This window comes from Chthoniobacter sp., assembly GCF_040003245.1.
Lineage (GTDB): Bacteria > Verrucomicrobiota > Verrucomicrobiia > Chthoniobacterales > Chthoniobacteraceae > Chthoniobacter.
Map to the genome: position 1 here is coordinate 17,838 of NZ_JBDUCX010000053.1, position 14,471 is coordinate 32,308.

General features: G+C 63.3%; 12 protein-coding genes. 7 read left to right on the plus strand and 5 right to left on the minus strand.

Going from position 1 to position 14,471, the window contains the following annotated elements; all coding sequences use genetic code 11:
* Position 1: 1 nt before the first annotated feature.
* From ABJF10_RS09490 to ABJF10_RS09505, 4 genes are all read right to left on the minus strand, one after another.
* Positions 2 to 1,639, minus strand: a complete 1,638-nt coding sequence (locus tag ABJF10_RS09490) for a hypothetical protein (protein ID WP_348544317.1) — start codon at positions 1,637 to 1,639, stop codon at positions 2 to 4.
* Positions 1,640 to 1,660: 21 nt separating this feature from the next.
* Positions 1,661 to 2,608, minus strand: a complete 948-nt coding sequence (locus ABJF10_RS09495) for a polysaccharide deacetylase family protein (RefSeq protein WP_348544318.1) — start codon at positions 2,606 to 2,608, stop codon at positions 1,661 to 1,663.
* Between the two features lie 183 nt (positions 2,609 to 2,791).
* A complete protein-coding gene (mtnP, locus tag ABJF10_RS09500; RefSeq protein WP_348544319.1) occupies positions 2,792 to 3,658 on the minus strand; it encodes an S-methyl-5'-thioadenosine phosphorylase in 867 nt (288 codons plus the stop codon).
* Positions 3,659 to 3,775: 117 nt separating this feature from the next.
* On the minus strand, positions 3,776 to 4,693 hold the full coding sequence (locus ABJF10_RS09505) for a LysR family transcriptional regulator (RefSeq protein ID WP_348544320.1): 918 nt from the start codon (positions 4,691 to 4,693) through the stop codon (positions 3,776 to 3,778).
* Between the two features lie 63 nt (positions 4,694 to 4,756).
* Between ABJF10_RS09505 and ABJF10_RS09510 the strand changes: the two genes are divergently transcribed.
* Genes ABJF10_RS09510 through ABJF10_RS09520 form a run of 3 tightly spaced genes read left to right on the plus strand, consistent with a single transcriptional unit; the run spans position 4,757 to position 6,277 of the window.
* Positions 4,757 to 5,488, plus strand: a complete 732-nt coding sequence (locus ABJF10_RS09510; RefSeq protein ID WP_348544321.1) for a YggS family pyridoxal phosphate-dependent enzyme — start codon at positions 4,757 to 4,759, stop codon at positions 5,486 to 5,488.
* A 4-nt stretch (positions 5,489 to 5,492) separates the two neighbouring features.
* Positions 5,493 to 5,819, plus strand: coding sequence for a DUF971 domain-containing protein (locus ABJF10_RS09515; RefSeq protein ID WP_348544322.1), 327 nt, complete (start codon positions 5,493 to 5,495; stop codon positions 5,817 to 5,819).
* Complete coding sequence (locus ABJF10_RS09520) at positions 5,816 to 6,277, plus strand: DUF4864 domain-containing protein (protein WP_348544323.1); 462 nt, start codon at positions 5,816 to 5,818, stop codon at positions 6,275 to 6,277. Before ABJF10_RS09515 ends, ABJF10_RS09520 begins: the two co-directional genes overlap by 4 nt.
* A gap of 108 nt (positions 6,278 to 6,385) precedes the next feature.
* On the opposite strand, the gene ABJF10_RS09525 is transcribed toward ABJF10_RS09520, so the two are convergent.
* Positions 6,386 to 7,327, minus strand: a complete 942-nt coding sequence (locus ABJF10_RS09525) for a type I phosphomannose isomerase catalytic subunit (protein WP_348544324.1) — start codon at positions 7,325 to 7,327, stop codon at positions 6,386 to 6,388.
* A 110-nt stretch (positions 7,328 to 7,437) separates the two neighbouring features.
* Here ABJF10_RS09525 and ABJF10_RS09530 point away from each other — a divergent pair, with 110 nt between their 5' ends.
* The 4 genes from ABJF10_RS09530 to ABJF10_RS09545 all read left to right on the plus strand — a co-directional run bounded on the left by ABJF10_RS09530 (position 7,438) and on the right by ABJF10_RS09545 (position 14,171).
* Positions 7,438 to 9,879: a DNA translocase FtsK 4TM domain-containing protein gene (locus ABJF10_RS09530; RefSeq protein ID WP_348544325.1), complete on the plus strand. Its 2,442-nt coding sequence runs from the start codon at positions 7,438 to 7,440 to the stop codon at positions 9,877 to 9,879.
* Positions 9,880 to 10,093: 214 nt separating this feature from the next.
* Positions 10,094 to 11,062 (plus strand): helix-turn-helix domain-containing protein, encoded by a 969-nt coding sequence (locus tag ABJF10_RS09535; RefSeq protein WP_348544326.1) that lies wholly within the window; start codon positions 10,094 to 10,096, stop codon positions 11,060 to 11,062.
* A gap of 96 nt (positions 11,063 to 11,158) precedes the next feature.
* Positions 11,159 to 12,592 carry a 30S ribosomal protein S12 methylthiotransferase RimO gene (rimO, locus tag ABJF10_RS09540; protein WP_348544327.1) on the plus strand — a complete coding sequence of 478 codons (1,434 nt, stop codon included), beginning with the start codon at positions 11,159 to 11,161 and terminating at the stop codon, positions 12,590 to 12,592.
* 334 nt (positions 12,593 to 12,926) lie between these two features.
* Positions 12,927 to 14,171, plus strand: coding sequence for a choice-of-anchor tandem repeat GloVer-containing protein (locus ABJF10_RS09545; RefSeq protein WP_348544328.1), 1,245 nt, complete (start codon positions 12,927 to 12,929; stop codon positions 14,169 to 14,171).
* Positions 14,172 to 14,471: the final 300 nt, after the last annotated feature.

Sequence of the window (14,471 nt, forward strand, 5' to 3'; positions counted from 1 at the left end):
CCTACGTCTCCTCCCCTCGCGACAATCCCGTCCGCAGACCCTCCTCAATCCGCGAAAACGTCTCCTCGATTTGCTGGAGCCGCGCGAGCAGCGGTTCATTCCGCTGGCCTTCGCCGGCGAGTTGCTCCGCGCAGACATCGAGCATGGGCGCCATTCCCTCGTAAAAATGCTCAACCGCCGAGCGCAGATGCGGGTCGAGGGTTGCGAGGAGAGCCACGCGATTTTCAGTGAAGTGGCGCCCAAAGGCGGCGACCACATTCTGTCGCAGCAAAAAGGCGAGCAGCAACACGAACACCACGACCGCCCCGGCGAGCGCCAGAAGGATGCCAGAGAAATGCCCGCCGAGCGCTGCCCCGGCCGCCACAGCGACGGCACCGAACGCCGCAAACACGGGCAGTTGCAGCGTGCGCACGCCGCTCGAGAACTCCCCGATAACTACGCGGGAAACCTCCAGCGACGGCACCAGCGCCACCAGCACCTCCTCGAGGCTGGCCCGGGGAAATTCCGGCGCTTTCGCTGCCGCCGCCGACGGCAGGATCGCGCTGCTCTCCCGAAAATATTCCGCCGCGCTCGCCTGCAAATCGGCCTCGAGCACGGCCAGTTGATCATGCAACTGCACGGCCAGCGACGCGCGCGCCTGGGTCTCGATCTCCTGCGCGACAGCCTCGGGCGAAAAGGCGCGCTTCCACAGCAGATCCAGCGGCCCGATGTGCGCGCGCAGCAAAGCCTCACCGCGCTGGCGCAAACCATCGGCACTTTGGGCCAGCGTCCACAGCGCGCCGGCCACCTGCCGCTCCGCCTGCTCCTCGCGCTCGGCGAGATCGGCCTTCAGCCCGCGCACTTGCTCACGCTTGCGCTCCAGCGCCTGCCGCTCCGCGCGCGGCTTGTTCACGATCTCCCGCAAGGCCCCGCGGGCAATCTCGTCGATTTCCCGCAGCGTGCCTCGGCGCGGCTCGGAGAAAATCACCTCACTCTCGATCCAGCGCACCAGCTTCTCGCGCCCGGCGCGGTCGGCGGTCGAGCCGATGAAGATCGGGCTCGCGTGGCCGAGATTTTTCAACATCGCCTGGCGCAGGCGTTTGACGGAGTTTGCCCCCTCCTCCGCGGAGACGCGATCGCTTTGCCAGACGACGAAGACGAGCCGCTTGAGCACATCGCGAGCGAGCCGCGACAGGAAGGCCCACGGGTCCGGCACCCCAGCCGCAGCGCTGATGACATAAAAAATCACGTCGGCTTCGGTGAGATTCGGGTTCACCGCCTCGACCGGAACGCTGGTCGGAGCCTCGACGATCGCGAAGTCGCGCAGGAAGCTGTGCGAGCGATAGAGGACGACGGAATCGTTCGGAAAGACATCGTCCCGCGCCTCATCGTCGTAGCGAAAGACGGCGAGCCGGCCGGCGGCTGCCGGCTCCGCCTCACCACAGAATTCCCGCTCGAAGAGCGTATTCAGCAGCGTCGATTTTCCCCCGCCGTCCGACCCCAGGGCCACGAAGGTGAACCCGTCGCGCAGCCCGGCTTGCGCGCCACGCAAAGCCGCCAGGGTGCTCTCCGGCGTACCGGCCTCCGCCGCCAGTCGAAGCAGCGAAAACAGGCCGGTGCCGACCTGCGCGCGGAGTTGGAAGTAGGCGTCGCCGAGCATGCTCGCGGGCGCCCGCCGGGCCTAAGGTTTGGCCGCTGCCGCCGGCGTCGCCGGGGCTGGAGTCGCGGGGGGGGTGGTGGCTGCGTCCGCCGCCGCCGGTTTGGCCGGGGGCTTGGGCGTGCCTTTCGGCTTTGGGGTCGCGGGGTGATCCATGGCCAGCAGTTCGGAAACGGTGACGAACTTGTATCCTTTGCTCAACAGGTTATCGAGCGTGGACGGCATGGCGTCGACGGTCGTCTTGTGAATGTCGTGCGAGAGGATGATCGAGCCGTTCTGCGTTTGCTTCAGGATCTCCGCTTTCACGTGCTCGGAGTTGCGCACTTTCCAGTCCAGCGGGTCGACATCCCAGAGGATGATCTTATAGCCCCAGGTCGCATTCGCCCAAGCCCGCTGCCGGGCGGTAAAGGCCCCATACGGCGGCCGCATGATCTTGGGCGCCACGCCACAGGCCTGCACGATCGCATCGTGCGTCTTCTGGATCTGGTCGTGCACCGCCGCATCGCCCATTTTCGCGAGGTCGGGATGGGACCACGAGTGGTTGGCCACTTCATGCCCTTCGGCGACGATCCGCTTGACGATGTCCGGATATTCTTCCACGCACTGGCCGACGAAGAAAAACGTCGCGTGAATCTTGCGCTCCTTGAGCATATCCAGCAGGCGCGGCGTATTCGGGCCGCTCGGGCCGTCGTCGAAAGTCATGGCGATGTACGGGCCGTCCACATGGCACGAGGAATAGGTGGACTTCGGCGTGCCCGCCGGCGGGGTGGTTGCGGGCACTGGCGTGGCCGCTGCCGGGGCAGGGGTCGCCGGCACAGGGGTCGCCGGGGCGGGCGTGGCTTTCGCCGCCGCGGGAGCGGGCGTCGCCTTCGCCGGACCTTGGGCAGCCTCAGCGTGATGAGGGATCAAGGCGAACGCGGCGAGGGCGAGGGCAGCCAGGCCGGCGATAACGGCGAGCGAAAGACGTTGCATGAGGTGGGATTATTTAACGTGTGATCTGGCTTCAGGAAAGAGCGATTTATGCAGGAAAATGAATTCCTAGAATAAGTCTAAATACGGAAATACAGATGACACTCAAGAATTAGAAATGTTCATCCAAGCGTTTCTCTTCTGTCCGCGCCTCCGCGTCTCGGCATCGAAATTCAGTCTTCCGGCCTAACTCACAAACCGCTCCATGATCACCCCGAGCTTTTTCACCGTCTCCGCCGGCCAGTATTTGCGGTCGGTGATCAGCGCGGAGTCGAGAGCCCGGTGCTCGGGAAAATTCGGCTCCGTCGGAATCTGCAGAACGACGCGGGCCAGGATTCTCTTCGCCGCATCCGCATTGGCGTGCAGATGCGCAACCACCGCGTCCGCCGTCACCGGTTCCTCGTCCACTTTCCAGCAATCGTAATCGGTGATCATGGCCATCGTGGCCACGGCGATCTCCGCTTCGCGCGCCAGGCGGATTTCGCCGAGATTGGTCATGCCGATCACGTCGAAGCCCAGCTTGCGGTGCGTCTCGGATTCGGCGCGAGTCGAGAAAGCGGGGCCGTCCATGTTGACATAGGTGCCGCCATTGTGGACCGGCAGGTTGAACTCGCGCGCCACATTGGCGATCAACTGGCGCAACGGCGCGCAGGTCGGGTCCGCGAAGCTCACATGCGCGGCGATGCCATTGCCGAAAAACGTGTGCGCCGGCCCCTGGCTCGTGCGGTCGAAAAACTGCGATGGCAGCACGATGTGCCGCGGCTCGTATTTCTCCTGCAACGAGCCGACCGCCGTGACGCAGAGCAGCCAGCGGACATTCAGCGAACGCAGTGCGTAGATATTCGCGCGGTGGTTCAGCTCATGCGGCAAAATGCGGTGCCCGCGCCCGTGCCGCGGCAGAAAATACACCTGCCGCCCGCCCAGTTGCCCGCCCATGATGACATCCGACGGCGACCCAAAAGGCGTCTCGATCGCGTGCTCCGTGACGTCCGTGATCCCCTCGACCTGGTAAAGGCCGCTGCCCCCGATAATGCCAATGGCTGGTGCTGTCATCGTGATGTTTGAAGTTCGACGTTTGATGTTCGATTTAGCGCCCGGCGACAACCGCTATTTTCAGCGGCAGCTCCAATCCTCGATCAAACTTCAACCCTTAAACATCAAACATCCTCCTCACCGTTCCCCGTTGGTCCCATTCTCCAAGAGCACGCCAAAATCCCTCTTCAAAGCCGCGACGAATTCCTTCTGCGCCGGCGACCGCGCGCGGTTGCGCTTGGTGAGCACGCCCAGCGGACGCGACATCTTCGGCCCCTCCACTTCCAGCGCCATCAGCACGCCGCTCTCCACTTCCTGCCGCACGGTGTTGCGCGGCACGATGGAAACGCCGCTCTCGATTTCTACGGCGCGCTTTACGGTCTCGATGTTGTCGAATTCCATCGCGTGCTCGATCTCGATCGAGTGATCGCGGAAATGCCGGTCGATGACTTTGCGCGTGGGCAAGTCTGGCTCGAAGGCGATGAATTTCTCCCCGTTGAGCTCCTCGATCTTGATGTGCTTGCGCCCGGCCAGCCGGTGATTCGGGTGGCAGATGAGCACGAGCTTGTCCTCGCTGAAAATCTCGATCTGCAAACCGTTGCGCTTCGTCGGGAAAGCGACCAGCCCGATATCCACATCGCCGGCCAGCACTTGGGCGTAGACTTGTTGTGAGCGCCGATACTCGACGTGCAACTCGACGTCGGGGAATTTCTCGCGGAAGGCCTTCAAATGCGGCGGCAATTCATGCAGGCCGATGCTGTAAATCGCCGCGATGCGCAATTCGCCGGCGATCACATCGCGCAGTTCGTGCAGCCGGTGATCAAGATTGTTGTAAACCTCAAGAATCTCGCGGCCGGCGGAAAGGAAGGCGTTGCCCTCGGCGGTGAGGGCAAAGTTGCGCCGCCCGCGCTCCACGAGCGTGACTTGAAACTTGTTTTCCAGCGCGCGAATCTGCTGGCTCACGGCACTTTGCGTGATCGAGTTGAGCACGGCCGCCTTGGAAAAGCTGCCGGTCTCTGCGAGGTCGCAAAAAACTTTAAACGTGTCGATATACATAACAACGCCTCACAATCGGATAAGCTCCCCTAATCCGCATGTCAACCACCCTGATTTCACTTAATGAACACAATTGCTGATAATCTCGTGGCCGTCCGGGCCGTGGTCGCCGAGGCCACCGCTCGCGCCCATCGCCGGGCCGACGAGATTGAGCTCGTCGCGGTCTCGAAGACCCACCCCCCGGATGCCGTGATTGAGGCCCTGGCAGCGGGACAATTCGTCTTCGGCGAAAGCCGGGTGCAGGAGGCGCGGGCGAAAATCCCCATCCTGCCCGGCCGCGCCCGCTGGCATTTCATCGGCCATTTGCAGCGCAACAAAATCCGCCACGCGGTGACCCTCGGCTTCGAGCTGCTCCACGGCATCGATTCCCTGGAAATCGCCCGCGACCTCGATCGCATCGCCGACGAGGCCGGGGTGTTTCCCAAGTTGTTGCTGGAGGTGAACGTGGCCGGCGAATCGAGCAAATACGGCTTTTCACCGGCGAAACTGCGCGCGCAACTCGAGGAACTCCTCGCGCTGGAGCGCCTGCAAATCGAGGGGCTGATGACCATCGCCCCTCTCGCCCCCGACGCGGAGTCGTCCCGCCCGCATTTCGTCACCTTGCGGGAGTTGCGCGACCAGTTGCAGACGGAGTTTCGCCTCCCTCTCCCGCAGCTCTCCATGGGCATGAGCGGCGACTATGCCGTGGCCATCGAGGAAGGCGCCACCCTCGTGCGGGTGGGCACGGCGATCTTCGGCACCCGCAGCGGGAAAGCTTGGAAACCGGCGGCGGAAGGGGCATCCTTCGACGACTGACCTCATGTCCCGGCTCACTCCGACCAATATCCAGGCCATCGGCTCCGAGCTCGCCATTGCGTGGAGCGATGGCACGGAATCGTATCTGCCGTTCGAGATGTTGCGGCGCGCGTGCCCCTGCGCGGCGTGCGGCGGCGAGCCGGATGTGCTCGGGCGCGTCCTCCGTCCCCAGGTGACCTACACGCCGGAGAGCTTTATTTTAAAAGGCTTCGCGGTCGTGGGCGGTTACGCGCTCCAGCCCGCGTGGGCCGACGGACACGGCACCGGGCTCTACACTTTCCCTTACCTGCAACGTCTCGCCGCCGAGGCCGCTTCGGGGCAAACGCCATGAGCCGCGCGGCCAAGCTCTGCCTGCTCGGCGTGGTGTTCGCCTTGTGCGGTGCGGCTGCGCTTTTCCAGGCCCTGCTCGAGCATCGCTGGCGCTCCACACCGCCCGCCGAACTCTACCATGTGGTTTCCCATCAGCTCGCGGCCTTCCGCGCCGACGACTTTTCCGGCGCGTATCGCGAGGCTTCGATGGGCTTTCAGGAAAAATTCAATCTCGAGGCCTTCGCCGATCTCGCCCGCACGGACTATCCCGCCCTGCTGCGCGCCACACGGGTCGAATTCGGCCAGACCCGCTTCCATGGCCGAAATGCTTTTGTCTCCGCGTATTTCGTCATGCCCGAGGGGGACATTATCCCCTGCGTCTACAATCTCGTCCGCGAAGACGATGCCTGGAAAATCGACAGCGTCCGCGTCCTCCCGCGCTGGCCATCGAGTCGGCGGCTGGGCGGCGTGCGGGCGTAAACAACGGATTTTAACCGCGGAGGCGCGGAGGCGCGGAGAGGAGAGATGCTAGGTGGGGCAACCGGCGATGAACCTCCTTCTTCTCTCTGCGCCTCCGCGCCTCGGCGGTTAATTCTGCCGAGGCACCGTCGTCCGCAGCACGCGCGCATCCGCCGAGAGCGGCCGCAACTCGCGATCCGTCGCCGTGGCCGGCAGCAGGAAAAACGCGCCGCGCTCAAAAGTCCGCCCACCACACTCCACACTCCCGTCGATAACCGTGAAAATCGCGAAGCCCGGCCCACCGCTCACACGCGGTTCATCAAGCACCCAGCGCTCGACATGAAACTCCGCGCACTCGACCAGCACTTCGCCGTGTGGCTCGACGATAGCCGGCTCCACGTCGTCGAAATTGATCGAGGCCATGGATTCCGTGACATGCAGGGCGCGCGGCTTGCCATCGAGGCCGAGGCGATTCCAGTCAAAGACGCGATAGGTCGTGTCGCTGTTTTGCTGCACCTCGACGATGAGATTGCCCGCGCCGATGGCATGCACCCGGCCACTCGGGATGAACATCGCATCGCCCGCCTTGATCGGGAAACTGTGGATCTGCCCGGCGACCTTGCCCTCGTGCAACGCACGTTCGAAGGACGCGCGATCCACGCCACGCTTCAGCCCCGCGTAGAGATCGCTGTCGAGCGAAGCATCGAGCAGGTACCACATCTCTGTCTTCGCCTCGCCACCCAGGCGCGTCGCCACGTCCGCGGGCGGATGCACCTGCACCGAAAGCCGTTCCTGCGCGTCGAGGATTTTGCAAAGCAACGGGAAGCGCTCCGTATCCGGAAGACCGTCGCCGAAAATCTCCGACCGCCGCTCGACCCATAATTCGTGCAGGGTGAACCCGCGCAAGGGCCCCTCGTGAACCACACTCTGCGCCTCCTCGCGGTCGACGAGTTCCCACGCCTCCCCGATGCGCACACTCGGTGGAAGATGTTTGTGCAGCAGCGTTTCGAGGCGGCGTCCTCCCCAGACGCGTTCCATGAAAAGCGGTTCAAAAACAAGGGGGTGATCCATGATAGCGGGGATGATTCGTGGTTCGAAGATAAGCTGGCTGTCGCGCGAGCACCATACGCCATTGGTTTCCGATATTGAAAGCGCGGCCAATCCAGTTACTATGGCGGTCAATGGCCCGCGCCCAGGAATCCCATTCCCATCCCCTCCACGAAGTTCTCAGCCTCGTGTTTCTTGGTTTCGGCACTCTTCTCTACCTCGCGTTGATCTCCTACGCGCCCACGGATGTCCCGAGTTGGTTCCCGCTCAGCAGCTTCGCTTCGCCGCGCGGGCCGGTGCTCAATTTCGTGGGCCGCTCCGGCGCCATCGTCGCCTGCAGCAGCTATGCTTTCCTCGGTGCGGCGTCCTATTTGCTCGCCGCCCTTCTGCTCGGCTACGGCGGCGCCAAGCTCCTGAATCCGGAGATGCGCCTCACCTCGCGCGCTTGGTGGAGCATCGCTTTCATCGCCTCGGGAGCGTGCCTCGCCCATCTGCTGCCCTGGTCGGTGCTCGACATGGAGCGCCTCAACATCGCCGGCCCCGGCGGCTGGGTCGGGAAATGGATCGGCGGCATGCTGCTCAAGAATCTGCTCGGCACGGTCGGGTCGACCATCGTCCTTCTGGTGGTCTACGTCTCGAGCCTCATCCTCCTCACCGGCCTGCATCCCATCGGCGCCGCCCGGCAGATCGCCGCCTGGCCTTCGGTCTACCTGGAAAAGTACCGCGCCCGGAAGATGGCCAAGGCCGATGAAAAAGAACGCCTCGCCCTGGAAGCAGAACGGCTGGATCGCCAGCGGAAGAAGTTGGAAAAGACCCTCTCGAAGCGCGGCTCACTCCCCGTCGAATCCGACCCGGTCGCGCCCGCCGTGGCCGAGCTCTTCGCCGAACCCGAACCGGTCCGTCCCGAGCCCCAGATCATCGACAGCTCCCTGCCTCCCCCACCCAAGCGCAAGGACAAGAAGGACAAGTTCCAGCCCCTCACCTCGGTCTCCTGCGAGGACTACGAACTGCCTTCCCTCGATCTGCTCGACCCGATCGAGGTCGGCGATCGCCAGGCCGCTGACCCGGCGGAATTGCTCGCCATTCAGGACATGGTCATCGACACGCTGGGGCAGTTTGGCATCAGCGTTTCCCGCGGCGATATCACCCGTGGCCCCACCATCACCCGCTACGAGGTCTACCCGGCCAAGGGCGTGCGCGTGGATAAGATCGTCAGCCTTGAGCGCGACATCGCCCGCGCCACGCGCGCCGAGCGCATCAACATCCTCGCTCCCATTCCCGGCAAGGACACCGTCGGCATCGAGATCGCCAATTCCAAGAAGCAGAAGGTCACGTTGCGCGAACTGCTGGAGAACGACGACTTCCAAAACGCCAAGGCGAAGATCCCGATCGCCCTCGGTAAGGACGTCTACGGCAAGACGATCATCGCCGATCTCGCTGCCATGCCCCACGGCCTCGTGGCCGGTACCACCGGTTCCGGCAAGAGCGTCTGCATCAACGCGATCATCGCCTCGATCCTCTACCGCTTCACGCCCGAGGATCTGCGCTTCATCATGATCGACCCGAAGGTCGTGGAGATGCAGATCTACAACTCCCTGCCGCATCTTGTCGTCCCCGTCGTCACCGATCCGAAAAAGGTCCTGCTCGCCCTGCGCTGGGCGATCGACGAGATGGAAAAACGCTACGCCATTTTCGCCAAGACCGGCGTGCGCAATATCAACAGCTTTAATGACCGCCCCCTGCCGAAATCGCAGGCGGAACTGGATGCCATCGCCGAAGCGAAGGCCGCGGCCATGCCGGAACTCCCGCTCGATGCGGAACCCATCGATCCCGAATCGCTGACCAGCGAGGAGCGCATCGAGAAGATGACCACGATCAAGGTGCAGCGCGACGCCGAGCTGATCATCCCGGATCGCATGCCCTACATCGTCATCATCGTGGACGAGCTGGCCGACCTCATGCAGACCGCCCCGGCGGACGTGGAAAGCGCCATCGCCCGCATCACGCAAAAGGCGCGCGCCGCCGGCATCCACATGATCATCGCCACGCAGACCCCGCGCGCGGACGTCATCACCGGCGTGATCAAGGCCAATGTTCCCTGCCGCATCGCCTTCCAGGTGGCGTCCGGGCTCGATTCCCGCGTCATCCTCGACGAAAACGGCGCGGAACGCCTGCTCGGCCAGGGCGACATGCTTTACCGGCCACCGGGCACCTCGCGCCTCATCCGCGCCCAAGGGGTGCTCGTCACTGACGAGGAGATTCGCCAGGTCGTCGAACACGCCTCGCAGCAGAGCGAACCGGCGTTCGAATCGTCGATTCACGAACGTCTCCAGGGGAATGGCAGTGGCGAGGAAGAGGAAGAAGTGAGCGACGAAGACGAGGAACTCGTAGAAAAGTGCATCGAAGTCATGCGCCAGGAAAAGAAGGCCTCGACCTCCCTTTTCCAGCGCCGCCTCCGCCTCGGTTACACCCGCGCGGCGCGCATCCTTGACATCCTCGAACTGCGCGGTTACGTGGGTGTCGGCGAAGGAGCCAAACCACGCGAAATTCTCGTTGATCTCGACGCGGTTGAGTAGTTCCTGAGCCACCGGTGCGCGACCTCCCGGCGCACCATCGGGCCGCCCTGTGCGGCCCATCGAGTTTTCATGGAAAAAAGGATCGTCCCATCGTCGTCGCATGCCGATTCCGGGGTAGCCGTCAGGGCCGCCCACGGAATTCATCTCTATGTCTGGAAAATTGGCACATTCGTGCTAAACATTCCCTCCCGCGGAAGATTAAACCCCGCGTGATATGGTCGAATCCGTAGGCAAAAAACTCAATCAGGCCCGCGTCAAAAAGGGCCTGACGGTCGATGAAGCGGCGCACGCCACCAAGCTGCGGCCCGACAAGATTGCTGCGCTCGAGAGCGACGACTATTCCCGCTTCGCCAACAACATTTACGCCAAGGGCTTCCTCCAGATCTACGCGCGGTTCCTGAATGTCGACGTCAGCGACTTCTCCCGCACCCTGGATAACTCGAATCCGATCAGCGTCAGCGACTATCAATACCTGAGCAACGCGCCGACACCCCGTCGCGAAACGACCCAGATCAATCGTGAAGAACGCAAGCCGCCGTCGCTCGCCCCGCTACTGTTCTTCGTTTTCATCATCGCTCTCGGGCTGCTGGCGTCCTGGGGCTATACGAAATACCAGCAGATCACCGGCGAAAGGTTAACGAGGACCAAGCAGCCCACAGAGGAAATCACTCCGTCCGCCACCACCCCGGAACCAGCCCCAGCGACCCAGGCCACCCCGCCGCCGCCACAAGTCGCGGTCGCCCCCGGCGTCGCCAAGGCGCCGGTCTCTCCGGCCCCCGCACCGGCCCATGCGGCGACGCCCAATCCCAACGCGGCCCTCCAACTCCCCAACGCCACCCCCGGCCAGTTGCCTGCCGTGGCCAAAACCGAGCCACCCAAGACCAACGACCAGGATTTTGTCACGCCGACCGCTGTCCCCACCGCCGATCCCACAGCGCACCCGGCACCGCCCAACGGAGTGAATGAGATCCTCGTCGCCGCCACCAAGAAGACGTGGGTCACCGTCCGCAAGGATGACCCAAAAGCGCCGCCCATTTTCGAGGATTACGTCTACCCCAGCGCCAACCCGCTCAAGCTCAAAGGCGCCCGCTTCTTCATCGAAGCCCGGGAGCCCAGTTCCGTCCAGATCACGAAGAACGGCCTCCCGTTTGCCTACCAGGCACCGAATATCCCCGTCCAGTAGCGCGGGACTCCGCTTTTTTCCCTTTAGCGCCTCGGGGCGCCCCTTCCAAGAGGAGTTGACGCGAGGGGCTTCTTCGGCGACCTCTTCCGCCCGTTTATGTCCGCCCCAACCACCACGCCGAAGAAAGTCGGCATGATCTCCCTCGGCTGCGCCAAGAATTTGGTCGACGCCGAGATCATGCTCGGCGGCGTGCTCAAGCGGGGCATGCAGATCACGAGCAATGCGGATGAGGCGGACGTCCTGATCGTCAATACCTGCGCCTTCATCGACTCCGCGAAGGAGGAATCCATCGAGGCCATCCTCGAGGCGCACGAATCCCGCGGCCTGAAAAGGCGCGCTGGGCAACGGCTCATCGTCAGCGGCTGCATGGCCCAGCGGTTCGCCAAGGAATTGAAGAGCGAGATGCCCGAGGTCGATGCCTTCATCGGGCTCGATCAAATCGCCGACACGGCCAGCATCATCGAGCAGGTCTTCGCCCGCCCTGCCGCGCCCGCCCCGTTGCTGAAAGCGAAAGCCCCCGACGTGCTCATCGACGAGCAGTGGGAACCGCTCAACCTCGTCACCCGCAAGCCCGTTTACATCCCGGACTACGATACGCCGCGCTTCCGCCTCACCCCCGCGCACACCGCTTTCACCAAGATCGCCGAGGGCTGCAATCATCCCTGCTCCTTTTGTGTGATCCCCCAGATGCGCGGCAAGCATCGCTCCCGCACCATCGAGTCCGTGGTCGCCGAGGTGCGCGGCCTCGTCGCCGAAGGCGTGAAGGAGATCAACCTGATCAGCCAGGACACGACCTATTTCGGCATGGACCTGTGGGACGAAAAAGCCGGGCCGCGGCAGCAGGTGGACAGTTCGCGCGGGCCGACCTTGGTAAAACTCCTGCGTGAACTCGAAAAGATCGAAGGCGATTTCTGGATCCGCCTCCTCTACACGCACCCCGCGCACTGGAGCGACGAGCTCATCGCCTGCATCGCGGAATGCAAGAAGGTCTGCCGCTACATCGACATGCCGCTCCAGCACATTCATCCCCGCATGCTGGAGCTCATGCGCCGCGAGACTTCCAGCGAGCACATCGAGACCCTCATCGCGCGCATCCGCGCCGGTGTCCCGGGCATCGCCATTCGCACCACTTTCATCGTGGGCTTTCCCGGTGAGACGGAGGAGGAATTCGCCTACCTGCTCGATTTCATCGAGCGCACCCGTTTCGAGCGCCTCGGCGTCTTCACCTATTCGCAGGAGGAAGGTTCCCGCGCCGCCAAGATGGAAGGCCAGGTGCCGCAAAAGGTGAAAGCCGCCCGCTACAAACGCGCGATGAAACTCCAGCAGCGCATCGCCCGCGAAATCTCCGAGTCCCACGTCGGCCAGCGCCTGCGCGCCCTCGTCGATCAACCGCTCGTCGCTCGCGCCGCCGCCGACGCCCCGGATATCGATGGCCGCATCCTCCTGGCCAGCCCCGTGACGGTTGGGGAATTCATCGACGTGGAAATCACCGGCACGCAGGTCTACGACCTGATCGGCCGGATGGTCTGAGCGACTGAAAGGTGCTCCAGGACGCCGCTTTCGCAGGTAGCGCGAGCGCCGAAGACCAAACCCGGTAGACTGGAGGCTTGGCAACAGGTCCGGGGCGCCGTGGGGACAAAAGCCGCGCCGCGGGTTCACACCTTTGGGTGTGCGGAAAAGTGTCGGTGGCCAGCCCGCCTCCGCTCGCGGAATGATCCATCTCGTCCTGCCTGCCACCGTCCGATGCGACGAAACTCTGTAGCGAACGCTTGACCTTTGGTGGCGTTTGGCGCTACGACGCAGCTCAAGTATGAGTCCGTATTGTGCGCTCCCCCCCGCAGCCGCCATTCGAGGCCGCAAGAAGATGCACCCGGCACCCTTCGCCGCGTTTTCTCTCGCTCTCGCCCTGTGGACCGTCGCCGCCGTTTCCGGCTTCGGCCAGGACACGATTTTGCACAATTTCACCGGCGGAACGGCGGATGGAGCGTTTCCTGACTTTGACTCTCTCACCTTGTCCGGGTCCACATTGTACGGGGTGGCCCTCGGTGGTGGGAGCGCCAGCGAGGGCATTGTTTTCAGCGAGAACACCAATGGTTCCGGCTTCACGCTGCTCCATAGCTTCACTGGCTCTCAGACCGATGGCGCGGGTCCCTGGGGTTCGCCCGTCATCTCCGGTTCGGAGATATTCGGGATGACCAACACGGGTGGCGCGACTGGCGCGGGGGTCGCCTATAGCATGAACCTCGATGGTTCCGGCCTGGCGGTCCTGCATAGCTTTGCCGGCGGCAGTAGCGATGGTTCATTTCCACGAGGGTCGCTGACGCTCTCTGGAACAACACTCTACGGGCTGACACCCAACGGGGGCGCTGGCGATCACGGCACCGTTTTCAGCATGAATACCGACGGCTCCGGGTTTGCGCTTTTGCACGCCTTCAGCGGCGGAACAGGCGACGGACAGGATCCGGCAGAAGGCACCGTGATCGTTTCGGGTTCGAAACTCTATGGGATGACCAACACCGGTGGAACCGCCAACCACGGCACTCTCTTTAGCATGAATCTCGATGGCTCGGGCTATACCCTCCTGCGCAGCTTCGCGGCTGGGAGCAGCGACGGGGCGAACCCCGACGGTTCACTCACTCTCATCGGATCAAAGCTCTACGGATTGACGGTGGGCGGCGGCAGCCACGGAGGGGGCACCGCTTTCAGCGTGAATCTGGACGGTTCGGGCTTCACGGTGCTCCATAACTTTGGCGGCACGGGAGATGGACTGTTTCCGGACAATTCCCTGACGTTCTCCGGCTCGAAGCTTTACGGAACGGCTTCTTCCAATGGCGCCCACAGTCATGGGATTGTTTTCGAGATGAATCTCGATGGTTCCGGCTACACGATCCTGGACAACTTCGCCGGCGGACCCGCCGACGGGGCATTGCCGAATGGCAACGTCACGCTCTCGGCAGACGGCGGCACCTTGTACGGAATGACTTACCAAGGTGGGAGCAGCAATGACGGCACGCTGTTCTCCCTCGCTGTCCCTGAGCCCGCCAGCGCCAGCCTTTTCCTGTTGGGCGCGGTTGCTCTCGCCGCCCGCCGCCGGCGCGCGACACGGTGAGCTGCATTGAGCCGCGCCGGTCAATTTTCTCCGCGGTGGCGAATTGAGTATTGAGGACGGCTGACGCGGTGCCCACACCGCGGGTGCAACCTTCAACCGCACTCACCATGGAAATCGTCACCACCACCAGACCAGCGGGCGCAAGAGCACTCTCCCCAGCCAGGATTAATTAGCCTTGGTGCCGCTTTTCACCTTCGGCGTGTAATGCGACACTACGACCCGAGTCACAAGCATACGTTGAGGTTGTGGCCTGCCCCCGGTTTTTGATCCACTTGCTATGAGAGTTTTTGTGGGTTTTCG

Coding starts and splice junctions, on each gene's coding strand:
- ABJF10_RS09525 (WP_348544324.1), bottom strand. CDS start 7,327: ATGGATCACCCCCTTGTTTTTGAACCGCTTTTCATGGAACGCGTCTGG.
- ABJF10_RS09495 (WP_348544318.1), bottom strand. CDS start 2,608: ATGCAACGTCTTTCGCTCGCCGTTATCGCCGGCCTGGCTGCCCTCGCC.
- ABJF10_RS09505 (WP_348544320.1), bottom strand. CDS start 4,693: ATGTATATCGACACGTTTAAAGTTTTTTGCGACCTCGCAGAGACCGGC.
- ABJF10_RS09535 (WP_348544326.1), top strand. CDS start 10,094: ATGGTCGAATCCGTAGGCAAAAAACTCAATCAGGCCCGCGTCAAAAAG.
- rimO (WP_348544327.1), top strand. CDS start 11,159: ATGTCCGCCCCAACCACCACGCCGAAGAAAGTCGGCATGATCTCCCTC.
- ABJF10_RS09490 (WP_348544317.1), bottom strand. CDS start 1,639: ATGCTCGGCGACGCCTACTTCCAACTCCGCGCGCAGGTCGGCACCGGC.
- ABJF10_RS09510 (WP_348544321.1), top strand. CDS start 4,757: ATGAACACAATTGCTGATAATCTCGTGGCCGTCCGGGCCGTGGTCGCC.
- ABJF10_RS09515 (WP_348544322.1), top strand. CDS start 5,493: ATGTCCCGGCTCACTCCGACCAATATCCAGGCCATCGGCTCCGAGCTC.
- ABJF10_RS09520 (WP_348544323.1), top strand. CDS start 5,816: ATGAGCCGCGCGGCCAAGCTCTGCCTGCTCGGCGTGGTGTTCGCCTTG.
- ABJF10_RS09530 (WP_348544325.1), top strand. CDS start 7,438: ATGGCCCGCGCCCAGGAATCCCATTCCCATCCCCTCCACGAAGTTCTC.
- ABJF10_RS09545 (WP_348544328.1), top strand. CDS start 12,927: ATGCACCCGGCACCCTTCGCCGCGTTTTCTCTCGCTCTCGCCCTGTGG.
- mtnP (WP_348544319.1), bottom strand. CDS start 3,658: ATGACAGCACCAGCCATTGGCATTATCGGGGGCAGCGGCCTTTACCAG.